Origin of the sequence: Micromonospora sp. NBC_01392 (genome assembly GCF_045040125.1) — a bacterium.
Taxonomy (GTDB): domain Bacteria; phylum Actinomycetota; class Actinomycetes; order Mycobacteriales; family Micromonosporaceae; genus Micromonospora.
On sequence record NZ_CP109549.1, the window covers coordinates 3,489,095 to 3,504,200 of the forward strand.

Below are 15,106 nucleotides of genomic sequence, written 5' to 3' on the forward strand. Positions count from 1 at the left end.
GCCGGGGTGACGGGGTGCGGGGGCGAGGGCGGGAGGGGTGGGTCAGGGGCGGGGGGTGGCGAGCGCGTCGACCAGGCGTCGGCAGGAGCCGGCCAGGTTCCAGCGCTGCGCCAGGTCGAGCAGCCGGTCCGGGTCGGCCGGGGACGTCGGCAGCGTCGGGTCCAGCTCGGGCAGCGGCACGTCGGTGGCGACGCGGACCACCTTGGGCGCCACGGCCAGGTAGTCGCGGGCGGCGTCGAGCTTGCCGCGCAGGCCCGGCGCGAAGCCGGAGCCGGGATCGTCGAGCGCGGCCAGGATGCCGTCGAGGCCGCCGTAGCGCTCGATCAACCGGGCGGCGGTCTTCTCGCCCACCCCGGGAACACCCGGCAGGCCGTCGCTCGGGTCGCCGCGCAGCGCGGCGAAGTCGGCGTACCGGTCGGCGGGCACGCCGTAGCGGGCCCGCACCGCGGCGTCGTCGCAGTCGTCGAGCTTGGCCACGCCCCTCCCGACGTAGAGCAGGCGCGTCGGGTGCTCGTCGTCGACGAGCTGGAACAGGTCGCGGTCGCCGGAGACCACCTCGACCGGCCCCGGCTGGGTCACCGAGAGCGTGCCCAGCACGTCGTCGGCCTCGTAGCCGGTCGCGCCGACCGCCGGGACGCCGAGCGCGTCGAGCACCTCGAGGATCATCGGCACCTGCGGGGAGAGCGTGTCCGGTACGACCTCGCCGCCCTGCGGCGCGACCCGGTGCGCCTTGTACGACGGCAGCAGCTCCACCCGCCAGGCCGGCCGCCAGTCGTGGTCCAGCGTGCAGATCATCCGGTCCGGCCGGCGGGTGCGCACCAGTTGGGCGAGCATGTCGAGGAAGCCGCGCACGGCGTTGACCGGCTGGCCGTCGCCCGTCTTCGCGGCCGACTCGGGAATGCCGAAGTAGGCGCGGAAGTAGAGGCTGGGGGAGTCGATCAGCAGGATCGGGGGTCGGTGTGCCACGCCGACCAGGGTGGCACAGCCCACCGACGAGGTGGGGGACGCACCCGTGCGGCTGGAAACGGGCGGCCCGGCGAGCGCCGGTGCGCGCAGACTGGCCCGGTGAGCTTCGTACCCGGTCTGATCCTGGCCCGCCGGTTCCACGACGAGGTGGTGGCCCCGCTGCTGGCCCGCCGGCTGCCCGGCCTGCGGTACGCCGCCGGCCTGCTCGACGGCGGCTCCGAGCTGTTCGGCCTCGACACGCCCCGCTCCACCGACCACGACTGGGGGCCGCGTACCCAGGTGTTCGTGGCGGACGCGGCGCGGCTGCCCGAGGTGCGGGCGGTGCTCGACGCGGAGCTGCCGGGGGAGTTCCTCGGCTGGCCGGCCCGGTTCGCCGGTGGCCCGACGGTCCGGCTCGGGGTGGTCCGGGCGGACGGTGACCGGCACGGGGTGAGCGTCGACGAGCTCGGGGCGTGGCTGCGGGACCGGCTGGGCGTCGATCCGCGGGCCGGCCTGACGGCGGCGGACTGGCTGGCCACGCCGACGCAGCGGCTCGCCGAGCTGACCGGGGGCGCGGTGTTCCACGACGGGCTGGACGGGGCGCTCACCGCCGTCCGCGCGCGGTTGGCGTGGTACCCGGAGGACGTGTGGCGGCACGTGCTGCTGGCCGGCTGGCAGCGGGTGGCGCAGGCTGAGCACCTGGCCGGCCGGTGCGCCGAGGTCGGCGACGACCTGGGCAGCCGGATCGTCGTCGCCGGGCTGGCCCGTGACCTGATGCGCCTCGGCCTGGTGCTGCACCGCCGCTGGCCGCCGTACCCGAAGTGGCTCGGCACGGTCTTCGCCGGCCTGCCGGCGGCGGCGCCGGTCCGGGACGCGCTGGCGGTCGCGCTCGGGCCCGGCGACTGGCCGGTCCGGCAGGCCGGTCTGGTGCGGGCCCTGGAGACGGTGGCGGCCTGGACCAACGACGCCGGGCTGGCCGCGCCCGTGGACCCGACCGCCCGTCCGTTCCACGACCGACCGTTCCTGGTGCTGCACGCGGGTCGGTTCGTCGAGGCGTTGCGCGCGGCGATCGACGACCCGGACCTGCGCGACCGGCCACCGGTCGGCGCGGTGGACCAGTACGTCGACAACGTCGACGTGCTCACCCACCCGGACCGGGTCCGGCGGGTCGCGGCGGCGGTGACCGCGACCGGGTGAGGCGCGACCAGTCTGCTTTGTTCCGGACTTTTCACAAGGTGCGAAAAAAGCAGCGGAAGCCGCTGCGGGGAATTGACATGCGCCACTGCGTGCGGGGATGGTCCACCGCACGGGCGGCCACCCCGGCACGCCCGTGCCCGTTCCCCGCACTCCATCCGTCCCGGAGCTGCCCATGTCACCCCTTCCGCCCGTCCGCCGCCGGCCGGTCCGCCGGCTGCTCGCCGCGCTGGCCGCGCTGCTCGCCGCCGGAGCGCTTACCGCTCCGGCGGGGCCGGCCCGCGCCGCCGACCCGCTGCTGTCCCAGGGCCGGCCCACCACCGCCTCCTCGACCGAGAACGCCGGCACCCCGGCGTCCAACGCCACCGACGGCAACACCGGCACCCGCTGGTCCAGCGCGTTCGCCGATCCCCAGTGGATCCAGGTCGACCTCGGCGCGACCGCCACCGTCTCCCGGGTCAGCCTGGCCTGGGAGGGGGCGTACGCGCGGGCCTACCAGGTGCAGACCTCCACCGACGGCGCCACCTGGACCACCGTGTTCAGCACCACGAACGGGGACGGCGGCACCGACGACCTGACCGTCAACGGCACCGGCCGCTACGTGCGGGTGTACGGCACCGCGCGGGCCACCGCCTACGGCTACTCGCTCTGGGAGTTCCAGGTCTACGGCACCACCGGCGGCGGCAGCGGCTGCGACACCGCGACGAACGCAGCCCAGGGCCGGCCGGCCACCGCCTCGTCGACCGAGAACGCCGGCACCCCCGCCTCGGCGGCGGTCGACGGCGACCCGGGCACCCGCTGGGCCAGCGCCGCCGCCGACCCGCAGTGGCTCCGCGTCGACCTGGGCAGCGTGCGCACCGTCTGCCGGGTGGTGCTCACCTGGGAAGCCGCGTACGCGCGGGCGTACCAGATCCAGACCTCGACCGACGGCACCACCTGGACCTCGGTCTACAGCACCACCAGCGGCGACGGCGGCACCGACGCGGTGACCGTCAGCGGTTCCGGCCGCTACCTGCGGGTGTACGGCACGGCGCGGGCCACCGGCTACGGCTACTCGCTCTGGGAACTCGTCGTCAACACCACCGGCGGCGGCACCGTGCCCGGCGGCGGACCACTCGGGCCCAACGTGCTCACGTTCGACCCGTCGATGTCGGCCACCACCATCCAGACCCAGCTCGACGCCGTCTTCCGCACCCAGGAGTCGAACCAGTTCGGCACCGAGCGGTACGCGCTGCTGTTCAAGCCGGGCGACTACTCCGGCATCAACGCGCAGATCGGCTTCTACACCTCGATCATGGGGCTCGGCCGGAACCCCGGGGACGTGCGCATCCACGGCGACGTCACGGTGGACGCCGGCTGGTTCGGCGGCAACGCCACTCAGAACTTCTGGCGCTCGGCGTCGAACATGCAGGTCTTCCCGTCCGCCGGCTTCACCCGCTGGGCGGTGTCGCAGGCCGCGCCGTTCCGCCGGATGGACATCCAGGGTGACCTGAACCTGGCCCCGAACGGCTACGGCTGGGCCAGCGGCGGCTACATCGCGGACAGCCGGGTGACCGGCGTGGTCCAGCCGTACTCCCAGCAGCAGTGGTACACCCGGGACAGCAACGTGGGCGGGTACCTCAACGCGGTCTGGAACGTGACCAACTCCGGCGTGGTCGGCGCGCCCGCGACCAGCTTCCCGAACCCGCCGTACACCACGCTGGCGCAGACCCCGGTCAGCCGCGACGTGCCCTACCTCTACCTCGACAGCGGCGGCGCCTACCAGGTGTTCGTGCCGTCCACCCGGACCAACGCGGTCGGCGCGTCCTGGCTGGGCGGCGCCACCCCCGGCACGTCGATCCCGCTGAGCCAGTTCTACGTGGCGAAGCCCGGTGACTCGGCGGCCACCATCAACACCGCGCTGGCCCAGGGGCTGAACCTGCTGTTCACGCCCGGCGTCTACGCCGTCGACCGGACCATCGCGGTCAACCGGCCCGGCACGGTCGTGCTCGGCATCGGCTACCCGACGCTGGTGCCGCAGAACGGCGTGGTGCCGATGACGGTCGCCGACGTCGACGGGGTCCGGCTCGCCGGGCTGCTGTTCGACGCCGGCGCGGTGAACTCGCCGGTGCTGTTGCAGGTCGGTCCCGCCGGCTCGGCGGCCCGGCACGCCGCCGACCCCACCTCCGTGCAGGACGTGTTCTTCCGCATCGGCGGCGCGCACGCCGGAAAGGCGACCACCAGCCTGGTGGTCAACCAGGACGACGCGCTGATCGACCACATCTGGGCCTGGCGGGGCGACCACGGCACCGGCATCGGCTGGACCGTGAACACCGCCGACACCGGCCTGATCGTCAACGGCGACAACGTCACCGCGCTCGGGCTCTTCGTCGAGCACTACCAGAAGCACGAGGTGATCTGGAACGGCGAGAACGGGCGCACCATCTTCTTCCAGAACGAGCTGCCCTACGACCCGCCGAACGCCGCCGCCTGGACGAACGGTTCCCGGGTCGGGTACGCGGCGTTCAAGGTCGCCGACGCGGTCACCTCGTTCGAGGGCTGGGGGATGGGCAGCTACTGCTACTTCAACGTGGACCCGACCATCGCGGCCTACCACGCCTTCGAGGCCCCGACCCGGGCCGGCGTGCGGTTCCACGACCTGCTCACCGTCTCGCTGGGCGGCAACGGGTCGATCACCCACGTCATCAACGACACCGGTGGCCCGGCACAGGGCACGAACACCGTGCCGGTCAACGTGGTCAGCTACCCCTGACCGGGCCCGGGGCGGCCGGCACGCGCCGGCCGCCCCGCCGGCTCGGGATCCCCGGCCGCCGCCGGCTCAGGAGCTCCGGGCGGGGGCCGGATCGGGCGTCGCGGCGTGCCCGCCGGGCGCGACCGGGGCGAGCGAGAGCGCCCGCGCGGCGGCGAAGCCGACCAGCGGGCGGTAGATCCGGACCGAGTCGGCGAGCGCCGAGAAGTGCGATCCCGAGTTGCCGGCGTGGTAGCGGGTGGCGATGTCGACCTGTTCGATCGGCAACCCGGCCCGGACGGCGTCCAGCAGCACGTTCATCTCGTACTCGAAGCGGTCGCCGGGGACCGTGGTGAGCCGGTGCAGCAGCCCGGCCGGGTAGGCCCGCAGCCCGGTCTGGGTGTCCCGCACGTCCCGGCCGGTGGCCAGCCGGAACACGGCCCGGGTCGCGGCGTTGCCGAACCGGCTGCGGGCCGGGACCTCGCCGTCGAACCGGCGCACCCCCAGCGTCTGGGCGCCGGTGTCGCGCATCCGGTCGACCACCCGGACCACATCGGAGACCTGGTGCTGACCGTCGGCGTCCACACAGACCACGTCCTCGTCCGGGCGGTGCGTCAGGGCGTACCGGAAACCGGTGCGCAGCACCACGCCCTTGCCCCGGTTGACCCGGCGGTGCAGCACGGTCGCGCCCCGGGCGCGGGCGTCGGCGAGCACCGCGGCGGCGTCCGGGCCGCTGCCGTCGTCGACGACCAGCACGGACGCCCCGGGCAACGCGGCGATCAGGTCGGTGACGAGCGGCGGCAGCCGGTCACCCGGCCGGTACACCGGCACCAGCACGATCACGGAACCTCCCGGGGTGGCGTCGTCCGCCGGCGCGGCCCGCCGGGTGGATCGAGGAGCGTTCTACCCCGCGCGTCGGGCCGCGAATCCCCGTGTGCCGAGCAGCCGTTCCACGCGGTGGGCGGCGCGGGTCAGCCCACGTTCGCGGCGCAACAGCGCCTCCGGGGTACGCAGGCCCAGATAGCCGATCCGGCAGGCCACCCGGGCCGCCCGTTCGCGTCCGGCGGGCACCGCGTCCGGGCCGGTCACCGGCACGTCCAGCAACTGCGCGCCGCGCAGCCGGAGCGCCCGCGCGGCGAGTAGCCGGATGCGGGGCAGGTGCCACGGGTGGGAGACCAGCCCGAGCGGGTGGGCGGGGGTGAACCCGGCCGCGCCGAGCAGTCCGTCCTGGACGGTGAGCGCGAGGTTCTGCAACGTGGTGCGGGAGCGCGTCTCGGCGTCCAGCCGGGCGTACGCGTCGAGGCCGGCGTCGCGGGCGAGCGCCCGCATCAGCTCACCCTCGCGGCAGTCCGCCGGCGGGTCCGGCGCCCCGGCCGGCCCGTGCGGCCAGCCACCGGTGAACACCACCCGGGCGTCGGGCGCGGCCCGGAACTCGGCCGCGTGGGCACGGACGTACGCGGCGGCGGCCCGGGTGCGGGCGACACCCTCGGCGGTGAGCCGGTAACCGTGGTCGTCGGCCACCACTCCCCGGCCGAAGACCAGCAGCACGGTCGCGGTCGGCGTCATGTGCTCACGCTACGGCCCGGGCGGGGGCGGGCCGGCGGCGGCCCGAAGGGGGGAGGGCCGCCGCCGGCCGCCCGGTCAGGAGGTGGGGAAGTTGTCCGGGGTACGGATCCGGTTGCGCAGGTACGCGCCGGACTCGGTCAGCACGGAGGTGCCGGTGAAGTTCCCCGCCGCGCAGGTGCCCGGCCGCAGCGCCGCGCTGCCCTCGGGCGCGTCCGAGAACGTCCAGTTGGCGTAGCTGATCTTCAGCCGGTCGAGCAGGTCGAGCCAGGCGTTGCTGCTGGCCGTGTCCACCGCGCCGTCGCCGGTGTAGGTCACCGTGCCGAACTCGGTGACGAACAGCGGCAGCCGGGCGGCGGCCCGCTGCACCTCGTTGCGGTAGTTGTCCTTGTGCGACGCGGCGTAGAAGTGGAACGTGTACATGATGTTCTCCGCCCGGACCGGGTTGTTGACGATCTCGTCGGAGTTGCCGCCGTCGGACACGCCCAGCGAGGACCAGCCCCGGGTGCCGACGATGATCACGGCGTCCGGGTCGTTCGCCCGGATCACCGGGATGACCTGCTCGGCGTAGTTGCGGATGGTCGACCAGCTCACCCCGTTGGGCTCGTTGGTGATCTCGTAGATGACGTTCTTCTTGGCCGCGTTGCGCGCCGACACGGTGGCGAAGAACGTCTTGGCCCGGTCCAGGTTGTAGGTCGGGTCGCCGGGGGTCAGCGTGTGGAAGTCGATGAGCGCGTACATGCCCCGGGCCTCGGCCTTGTCGACGAGCGTGTTCACCTGGTTGGTGAAGGCGGCCGGGTTCGTCTCGTAGCCCTGCTCCTGCACGTACATCGCGATGCGCAGCAGGTCGGCCTGCCAGTCGTCGGCGAGCGCGTTGAGCGAGGTGTCGGTGTAGCAGTTGGCGAACCACTGCAACCCGTGCGTGCTCATGCCGCGCAGTTGGATCGGGCGGCCGTACTGGTTGCAGAGGTTGACCCCGCAGACCCGGAGCTGCCCGTTGATCGCGACCGGTGTGGTGCCGGTGGGCGGCGGGGTGGTCGGCGGGGGAGTGGTCGGGGGCGGCGGCGGCGTGACGGTGGGGGGCGGCGTGCTGGTGCCGCCGGTGCAGACCGTGCCGTTGAGCGTGAACGCGGTCGGGTTCGGGTTCGACCCGGTCCAGGAGCCGTTGAAGCCGACGGTGGTGCTGGCGCCGGTGCCGAGCGCGCCGTTGTAGTCCAGGCTGCGCGCGGTCACCGCGGCGCCGCTCTGCTGCCAGGTGGCCGACCAGCCCTGCACCAACCGCTGGCCGCCGTCGGGGAAGCTGAAGCCCAGCGTCCAGTTGCTCACCGGGTCGCCCAGGTTCTTCACTGTCACGTTGGCGGTGAAGCCGCCCTGCCAGGAGTTGGTGGTGTAGGTGACGGCGCAGCCGGTCGCCGCCATCGCGTCCGTCGTCGGCAGGACGGCGGTCGCCGCCAGGGCGAGCGCGCCGACCGCGCCGCCGACGAGCAGATGCCGCCGGGACGGGCGGGAAGTCGAGAACATGCGGGAAGGTCCCATCTGGTGGGTGGTGATCGGACGGTGCCCGTCGTCAACCTGCCCGGAAAGCCCGACGTGGCGGCCTGGGGAGCGCTCCCACGCCAGAGGGTAGAGGCGTACGCCGATACGTGCAACCGGCGGATCAGCGCCGGGAGCGTCGCCCGCCGTAGAGCCGAAGCGCGTTGCAGACGTCGAACACGCCGGGCACGTCCCAGGCCAGCTCGGCGGCGACCCGGCGGGTCTCCGGATCGGCGACCAGGCCGGCGAGGATGACCACCCGGTTCTGCACGGTGACCGTGATCTGCTGCCGCCGGGTGGTCCAGTCGGCACTGAGCCGCTGGGCGACCAGGGAGGCCAGCCGCACGTCCGCGCCGTCGGGCTCCGGCCCGTCGCCGGCGAACGGGAAATCGGGGTACGGCCAGGGCATCATCACTGCGGGAGGCTCCTTCTGCTCGCTCATGACCTCGGATCGGGTGCGGCACCCGACGCCGGGACGCGGTCGTCGACGACGGAGAACACGCCGTCGAGCCGCATGGTGTGCAACACGGTCAGCACGAACCGCGACGGCGCCACCAGGCACAGCCGCCGGCCGTCCCGCCGGGCCTCCTGGTGCGCACGGACCAGCAGGCCGAGGCCGACGGAGTCGATCACCTCCAGGCCGGTGAGGTCGACCAGCACCCGCTCGCCCCGGACGTGCCGGTCGGTCAGCGCCCGGCGTACCGCCTCGGCGGAGTCCGTCTCCGGCGCGGCCGGTTGCCCCCCGACCTGCTCCAGGTCGTCCAGGCCCAGCCCGTCGTCGGCGACCACCGCCCGGGCGCTGCACCGGGGGCAGTGGTGCGGTCCGGAGGCGAACGGGGAACCGACCCAGTCGTGCTCGAAGACCAGCGTCCACACCACCTCGGCGTCCGGCAGCGTGGCGCCCGTGCCGGTCACGCTGTCGCCGCAGGCGTCGCAGATCAGCATCATCAGGTGTTCCGCCGGTACGACCGTCACACCTCCTCCTTCCGCCGGGCCCCCGGGTCGGGCGGCGCCGGCCGTTCCGCCCCGGGCCGGCCGGCGGCCAGCACCGCCAGGATGACGGCCAGGGCGGCGAAGCCGCACTGCACCAGCAGGGACACCAGCACGGTGCCGTCCGGCCGTCGGTCGACCAACCCGGTCACGATCGCGCCGAGCAGCGCGGCGGCCACCCCGAGCGCGAGGGTCAACCAGACCGGTACGGCCTTTCGTCCCGGTACGGCCAACCGTCCCAACCCGCCCACCGCGAGTCCCACGACGAGCGCCCCGACCAGCGTGCTGACGGTCACCACTCCTCCTCAGCGCGGCGCGGACGAGACCCGGGCCCGGCCGCGCGTGGCCGGGCCGCTCCCACTCTGGGCGGTGACCGTGGAGGTCACCGGACGGTTGGATGACGGTTCGATGACAAAAGCCACGAACGGCCGGCGCGATTGGGCGACCCGTGCTGGGCCGGTCATGATGCCCATATGACGGCCGTACTGGTGATCGAGGACGACGACCGTATCCGGCTCGCGCTCCAGCTCGCGCTGGAGGAGGAGGGCTACCAGGCCGACGGGGCGGCGACCGCGGAGGAGGGGCTGCGTCGGCAGCGGGAGAACCCGGCCGACTACGTGCTCGTCGACCTGATGCTGCCCGGCATCGACGGCTTCGACTGCATCCGCCAGTTGCGCCGCGACGACGACGTCCCGGTCGTGGTGATCAGCGCCCGCGACGACACCCACGACATCGTCGCCGCGCTGGAGGCCGGTGCCGACGACTACGTGGTCAAGCCGGTCGCGATCAAGGAGCTGTCGGCCCGGCTGCGGGCGCTGCGCCGGCGGGTCCGGACCGTGGCCGGCCCCGCCCCCGCCCAGTTCTTCGGCGACCTGGAGATCAGTGCGGAGGCCGGCGAGGTGCGCCGCTCGGGCCACCCGGTGCCGGTGACCCGCACCGAGTTCCGGCTGCTCTGCGAGCTGGCCGAACACGCCGGTCGGGTGCTGTCCCGGCAGCAGCTGCTGAGCCGCGTCTGGGGCTACGAGACCGGTGACGAGCGGCTGGTCGACGTGCACGTGGGCCGGCTGCGGCAGAAGATCGAACCGGATCCGGCCAACCCCCGCCACCTGGTCACGCTCCGGGGCCTCGGCTACAAGCTGCAACGATGAGTCGACCCGGACTGCGCGCCCGGGTCACCGCCGCGTTCGCCGTCGGCGCCCTGCTGCTGGCCGCGCTGATGGCGCTCTTCTCGTACGACCTGACCCGTCGTTCGCTGCTCGACGAGCGTGAGCGCACCGCGGTCCGGGCCGCGTACTACGACGCCGGGGTGGTCCGGTCGGGGCTGGACACCGGTGCGCCGGACGTGGTGGCGGTGCTGCGCTCGCTGGACACCGGCAGCGCGCGGCGTCCGCTGCTGCACCTGCGCACCGGCTGGTACGCCCGCACCGCCGACGTGGGCGCCGGCTCGGTGCCGGCGGAACTGCAACGCGTGGTCGCCGACGGGCAGCCCGCCGTGCAGCGGATCCGCCTCGACGGGCAGCCGACGCTGCTGGTCGGGGTGCCGCTCCCGGGCGAGCTGGGTTACTACGAGCTGACCTCGCTGCGTGAGGTGGAGGACACGTTCCAGGTGGTCGGGCTGGCGCTGACCGCGGTGGCCATCATGATCGCCGGGGCCGGCGCGGCGCTGGGCTGGTACGCCACCCGCAGCAGCCTCCGCCCGCTCACCGCGGTCGCCGACGCCGCCGAGCGGATCGCGGCCGGCGACTTCGCCACCCGACTGGACCCGACCACCGACCCGGATCTCACCCGCCTGTCCAGCTCGTTCAACGAGATGGTCGACAAGCTGGTGCAGCGGATCGACCGGGACCGGCGGTTCGCCGCCGACGTCAGCCACGAGCTGCGTTCCCCGCTCCAGACGCTGGCCGCGGCGGCGAGCGTGCTGAACCGTCGCAAGGAGCACCAGGACGAGCGCACCGCCACCGCGGCCGGCCTGGTCGCCGACGAGGTGGCCCGGTTCCAGCGGCTGGTCGACGACCTCATCCAGCTCGCCCGCACCGAGCAGCCCGCGCACCGGCAGACCGTCGACGTGGCCGAGCTGGCGCGGGCCGCCTGCCGGGAACGGGCGTTGCCGGAGCGCCTGGTGGAGGTGGCCGACGGGGTGCCGCACCAGTGGTGGATCGACCGCCGCCGGTTCGCCCAGGTCCTGCTGAACCTGCTGGAGAACGCCGAGCGGTACGGCGGCGGGCCGGTCGCGGTCCGCCTCGGCGCGGCGGACGGGGTGGGCGTCCTGGAGGTCGACGACGAGGGGCCGGGGGTGCCGCCGGCGGACCGGGAGGCCATCTTCGACCGGTTCGTCCGCGGTCGGGCCGCACACGCCCGGGCCGGCACCGACGGTACCGGCCTCGGGTTGGCCCTGGTGGCCCAGCACGCCGCCGCGCACGGCGGCACGGCCACCGTGCTGGACCGCAACCGGGGCGCCCGGTTCCGGGTCGAGCTGCCGGGAGCGGTCCGGTGACGCGGCGGGCGGTTCCGGTTCGCGCCGCCGGCGGGCGACCGACCGTTCGACGGCTGGTGCCGGCGCTGCTCGCGGTCGTGCTGCTGGCCGGCTGCGGCGTGCCGGTCGACGACGAGCCCCGGCTGGTGCAGCCGCCGCCCGGGCGGTTCCCGACGCCGGCGGGCACCACGACGGCGGACCCGGACGGGCGGGTGGACGAGCCGTTCTGCTTCGTGCGCGACGACGGGCTGGCGGTGGTGACCCGCCGGGTGGACGGCCTGCCCGGGGTGGACGCCCACCTCCAGCACCTGCTGGCCGGGCCGGACCAGACGGAGCGTCGGCGAGGGCTGGCCACCGCGTTGCCGGGCACGGTGGCGGTGGCCGGCGCGGCGCTGGCCGGCACCGTCGCCACGGTCGACGTGCGGCAGGCCGGCGAGGAGACCGGCCGTAACGACGAGGTGCTCGCGTTCGGGCAGATCGTGTGCAGCCTGACCCAGCGACCGGACGTGGACAGCGTCGCGTTCCGTAGGGACGGCGAGCCGCTGGAGGTGCCGCGCGCCGACGGAAGCGTGTCGGCACTGCCGCTGACCGCGGCTGATTACCGTCCGCTGCTACCACGCTGATTTTTTGTCCATTTATGCGGCAAACATCCATCGGCCGTTCGGTTGATTTGCTGGTGAACTTTGGTCTAGTGTTGCTCCCACGACCGGTGTGGGGGTCCCACCCGTTCTTCGAGGACAGGAAGGGCAGCATGACCACGATGACCATGGCACCGTCCGCCACCGAGGTGCACCGCGCGCCGCAGACCGGTGAGGAGTCCCGTGCCAGCGAGCTGATCGCGGCGCTCGCCGAACTGCCGGCGGACCACCCGAAGCGGGCCGCCCTGCGTAACCAGGTCATCGAGGCGTGGCTGCCGCTGGCCAACCACCTGGCCGCCCGCTACAGCGGTCGCGGCGAGCCGGCCGGTGACCTCGCGCAGACGGCCGCGCTGGGCCTGATCAAGGCGGTGGACCGGTTCGACGCCTCCCGCGGCGTCGACTTCGCCGGCTTCGCCATCCCGACCATCCTCGGCGAGATCAAGCGGCACTTCCGCGACCGCACCTGGAACATCCGGGTGCCGCGCCGCCTCCAGGAGCTGCGGCTGCGCATCTCCGAGGCGAACAGCTCGCTGACCCAGACGCTCAACCGGGCGCCGACCGTCGCCGACATCGCCACGCACCTCGGCGTCACCGAGGAAGAGGTCCTGGAGGGCCTGGAGGGCGCGCGCGCCTACAACGCGGTCTCGCTCTCGACCCCGATCGGCGACGGCGACAGCGCCACCGAGCTGGGCGACACGCTCGGCATCGACGACAACGAGTACGAGCTGGCCGACCTGCGCGCCTCGCTCGGCCCGGCGCTGGCCACGCTCGACGAGCGGGAGCAGAAGATCCTCACGCTCCGCTTCTACGGCAACCTGACCCAGAGCGAGATCGCCGCCAAGGTCGGTGTCTCCCAGATGCACGTGTCGCGGCTGCTCGCCCGCGCCCTGACCAAGCTGCGGGGCCAGCTCACCGAGGCCTGATCCACCGCGCTGATGCCGCCACCTCGCCGAGGTGGCGGCATCACGCGTGTCAGCGGCCGATCACCAGGTCGACGGCGGGGGCGGCGGCACCACCGGGGGGCGGTCGTCGCAGGTGATGGTGTTGGGCAGCAGCCACGGGGCGAGCCATCCGCCGTCGTTGCCGCCGAGGTCGGTCACGGTGAACTCCGACCCGGCCGGGGTGAAGTGGAACGAGCCGCAGTTGTTCACCCCGACCGCGCCCACGTTGCGCGCGTCCACGCCGGCGAAGCTCGCGCCGCCGGCGGTCCGGGCGCTCACCACCGACGTGCCGGTGCCGTCGACCCGGACGTCGCGGAACACGACGCCGTCGATGCGGACCTGATCCTTCACCGGCCAGTCGCTGACCAGCATGATCGCGTTGTAGGTGCTGTCCAGGTAGGCGTCGCCGGTCACCTGGATGTCGGCGTCGATGCTGCGGTCCAGCGCGTAGAACCAGATCGCGCCGAGGCCGATGTTCCAGTTCAGGTCGTAGGTGCCGGCCCGGACCGTGGTGTTGCCGGTGATCCGGATGCGGCCGGCGAACGGCTCGGCCCCGAACCGGGAGCCCACCTGGATCGCGCTGCCCTCGCGTACCGGGTCGGCGATCAGGTTGTGCGCCACGGTCAGGTCGACGCCGCCGTACAGCGCGATGCCGTTGGCCAGCACGGGGGACTGCACCGTGTTGTACGCGAACGTGTTGCCCGCGTTCGCGGTCCCTTCCGACCACATGGCCAGCGCGTCGTCGCCGCTGTTGCGGACCACCGAGTTGGTCACCGAGGAGTGCGTGACGCCGGTGTGGAAGTTCAGGCCGTCGGCGATCTGGTCGGCGATGACGGTGTTCGTGACCCGCAGCCCGGTCATCGGCCCGTCGAACCACATGCCCACCTTGGTGTGGTGCAGGTAGAGGCCGTCGATCGTGCTGTGGTTGAGCGCGCCGCCGAGCGCGTTGACCTGGTCGGTGTCGATCCGCTCGCGGACGTCGCCCTCGATGGTGAAGCCGGAGAGGTGGACGTCGCGGCTGCCGCCGTCGGCGGCGTCGCGTCCGTAGAAGCCGACGCCGGTGTGCCGGGAGCCGTCGGGCGCCGGCGTGTCCAGGGCGACCTCACGTCCCGTCACGACGGTGTACCAGCTTCCGGCGCCCACGATCGTCACGTCGTCGACGATCACGTGCCGGTTGACCTGGAACCGGCCCGGCGGCAGGTAGAGCGGACGGTCCACCCGCCGGGCGTACGCGACGGCCCGGTCGAACGCGTCGGCGGACTCCCGCCGCCCGGTCGGGTCGGCGCCGAAGGCGAGCACGTCTACCGCGCGGGGCACCACCCGGGGCGGGGCGATCAGGTGTGCGTCCAGCAGGTCGATCACCGTCCAGGCGGCGGCCGTCCCGGTCGGCGCGGTCAGTCGGACCACCTCGCCGGCGCGGTGGGTGCGCCCGAGCAGCAGCCGCTGCTCGTCGTAGAAGTGGTGCGGCCGGAACGGCTTGGCGATCACCGGGGCGGGCGTGGTGGCGGCCGGCACGCAGGAGCACTCGGTGATCCACCAGTCCGGGTGCAGCAGGTCGGCCTCGGGGTCGTTGGTGAACGGGTACTGGTTGTAGAGCCAGGCGTACGCCGAGGTGAGCCGCATCGTGCGGGCGGGCGCGCGCCCGACGTCGACCCGCAGCGGCGCGGTGATGCCGCCGCCGCCCGGCGCGTCCGGGATGCTGTACCGCACGGTCAGCGCGTTGGTGGCCCGGGGCAGCGTGAACTCGACGTGCTGGCCGGGGAGCAGGCGCACGGCCCGGCGGCCGGACGCCTCGCCGGCGAGCGTGTAGGCGGAACGGTCGGGGCCGATCACCGTGCCGGTGGTCCGCGCGTGCTCCGCCTCCTGCTCGACGTAGTCGACGGTGGCGCCGCGACCGGCGGTCAGCGCCGGGTCGAGGGCGGCCCGCGTCACCACCGGCGCCGGGCCGGGCGACCTCGTCGCGGCGGTGGCAGCACCCGGCGGTACGACGAGGGCGGCGGCGGTGACCGCCACCGCGAGAACTCTCGGCAGGGACGGGCGACGGCCCGACCTGCTCTCCACGCTCCGCTGCATCGGAGCACCCACTTTCGCGAGGAGGGAC

General features: G+C 73.9%; 14 protein-coding genes. 6 read left to right on the forward strand and 8 right to left on the reverse strand.

Translation table 11 applies throughout. The features are described from left to right. Positions 1-42: 42 nt before the first annotated feature. On the reverse strand, positions 43-966 hold the full coding sequence (locus OG767_RS15670; RefSeq protein WP_405094065.1) for a 5'-3' exonuclease H3TH domain-containing protein: 924 nt from the start codon (positions 964-966) through the stop codon (positions 43-45). Positions 967-1,065: 99 nt separating this feature from the next. Here OG767_RS15670 and OG767_RS15675 point away from each other — a divergent pair, with 99 nt between their 5' ends. Both OG767_RS15675 and OG767_RS15680 read left to right on the forward strand, forming a co-directional pair. After that, entirely contained in the window at positions 1,066-2,142 is a 1,077-nt protein-coding gene (locus tag OG767_RS15675) for a DUF4037 domain-containing protein (RefSeq protein ID WP_405094066.1), read from the forward strand. Positions 2,143-2,314: 172 nt separating this feature from the next. Then, entirely contained in the window at positions 2,315-4,891 is a 2,577-nt protein-coding gene (locus OG767_RS15680) for a discoidin domain-containing protein (RefSeq protein WP_405094067.1), read from the forward strand. Between the two features lie 66 nt (positions 4,892-4,957). On the opposite strand, the gene OG767_RS15685 is transcribed toward OG767_RS15680, so the two are convergent. From OG767_RS15685 to OG767_RS15710, 6 genes are all read right to left on the reverse strand, one after another. Further along, complete coding sequence (locus OG767_RS15685; RefSeq protein WP_405094068.1) at positions 4,958-5,710, reverse strand: glycosyltransferase family 2 protein; 753 nt, start codon at positions 5,708-5,710, stop codon at positions 4,958-4,960. A 60-nt stretch (positions 5,711-5,770) separates the two neighbouring features. Continuing rightward, positions 5,771-6,433, reverse strand: a complete 663-nt coding sequence (locus OG767_RS15690; RefSeq protein ID WP_405094069.1) for a YdcF family protein — start codon at positions 6,431-6,433, stop codon at positions 5,771-5,773. Positions 6,434-6,508: 75 nt separating this feature from the next. Next, positions 6,509-7,951 (reverse strand): cellulase family glycosylhydrolase, encoded by a 1,443-nt coding sequence (locus OG767_RS15695; protein WP_405094070.1) that lies wholly within the window; start codon positions 7,949-7,951, stop codon positions 6,509-6,511. Positions 7,952-8,087: 136 nt separating this feature from the next. Then, positions 8,088-8,378 (reverse strand): BON domain-containing protein, encoded by a 291-nt coding sequence (locus OG767_RS15700; protein ID WP_281942650.1) that lies wholly within the window; start codon positions 8,376-8,378, stop codon positions 8,088-8,090. Positions 8,379-8,401: 23 nt separating this feature from the next. Then, on the reverse strand, positions 8,402-8,938 hold the full coding sequence (locus OG767_RS15705) for an STAS domain-containing protein (RefSeq protein WP_405094071.1): 537 nt from the start codon (positions 8,936-8,938) through the stop codon (positions 8,402-8,404). Further along, entirely contained in the window at positions 8,935-9,249 is a 315-nt protein-coding gene (locus tag OG767_RS15710; RefSeq protein ID WP_405094072.1) for a hypothetical protein, read from the reverse strand. The genes OG767_RS15705 and OG767_RS15710 overlap by 4 nt, the downstream gene beginning before the upstream one ends. A 177-nt stretch (positions 9,250-9,426) precedes the next feature. Here OG767_RS15710 and OG767_RS15715 point away from each other — a divergent pair, with 177 nt between their 5' ends. From OG767_RS15715 to OG767_RS15730, 4 genes are all read left to right on the forward strand, one after another. After that, positions 9,427-10,101: a response regulator transcription factor gene (locus OG767_RS15715; protein WP_396774536.1), complete on the forward strand. Its 675-nt coding sequence runs from the start codon at positions 9,427-9,429 to the stop codon at positions 10,099-10,101. Continuing rightward, complete coding sequence (locus tag OG767_RS15720; RefSeq protein WP_405094073.1) at positions 10,098-11,447, forward strand: ATP-binding protein; 1,350 nt, start codon at positions 10,098-10,100, stop codon at positions 11,445-11,447. Before OG767_RS15715 ends, OG767_RS15720 begins: the two co-directional genes overlap by 4 nt. Beyond that, entirely contained in the window at positions 11,444-12,049 is a 606-nt protein-coding gene (locus OG767_RS15725) for a GerMN domain-containing protein (protein WP_405094074.1), read from the forward strand. The genes OG767_RS15720 and OG767_RS15725 overlap by 4 nt, the downstream gene beginning before the upstream one ends. Before the next feature lie 128 nt (positions 12,050-12,177). Then, entirely contained in the window at positions 12,178-12,987 is an 810-nt protein-coding gene (locus tag OG767_RS15730) for a SigB/SigF/SigG family RNA polymerase sigma factor (protein WP_107155617.1), read from the forward strand. Between the two features lie 60 nt (positions 12,988-13,047). On the opposite strand, the gene OG767_RS15735 is transcribed toward OG767_RS15730, so the two are convergent. Next, the gene (locus tag OG767_RS15735) at positions 13,048-15,078 is read right to left on the reverse strand and encodes a glycosyl hydrolase family 28-related protein (protein ID WP_405094075.1); all 2,031 of its coding nucleotides are present in this window, start codon (positions 15,076-15,078) and stop codon (positions 13,048-13,050) included. Positions 15,079-15,106 lie beyond the last annotated feature (28 nt).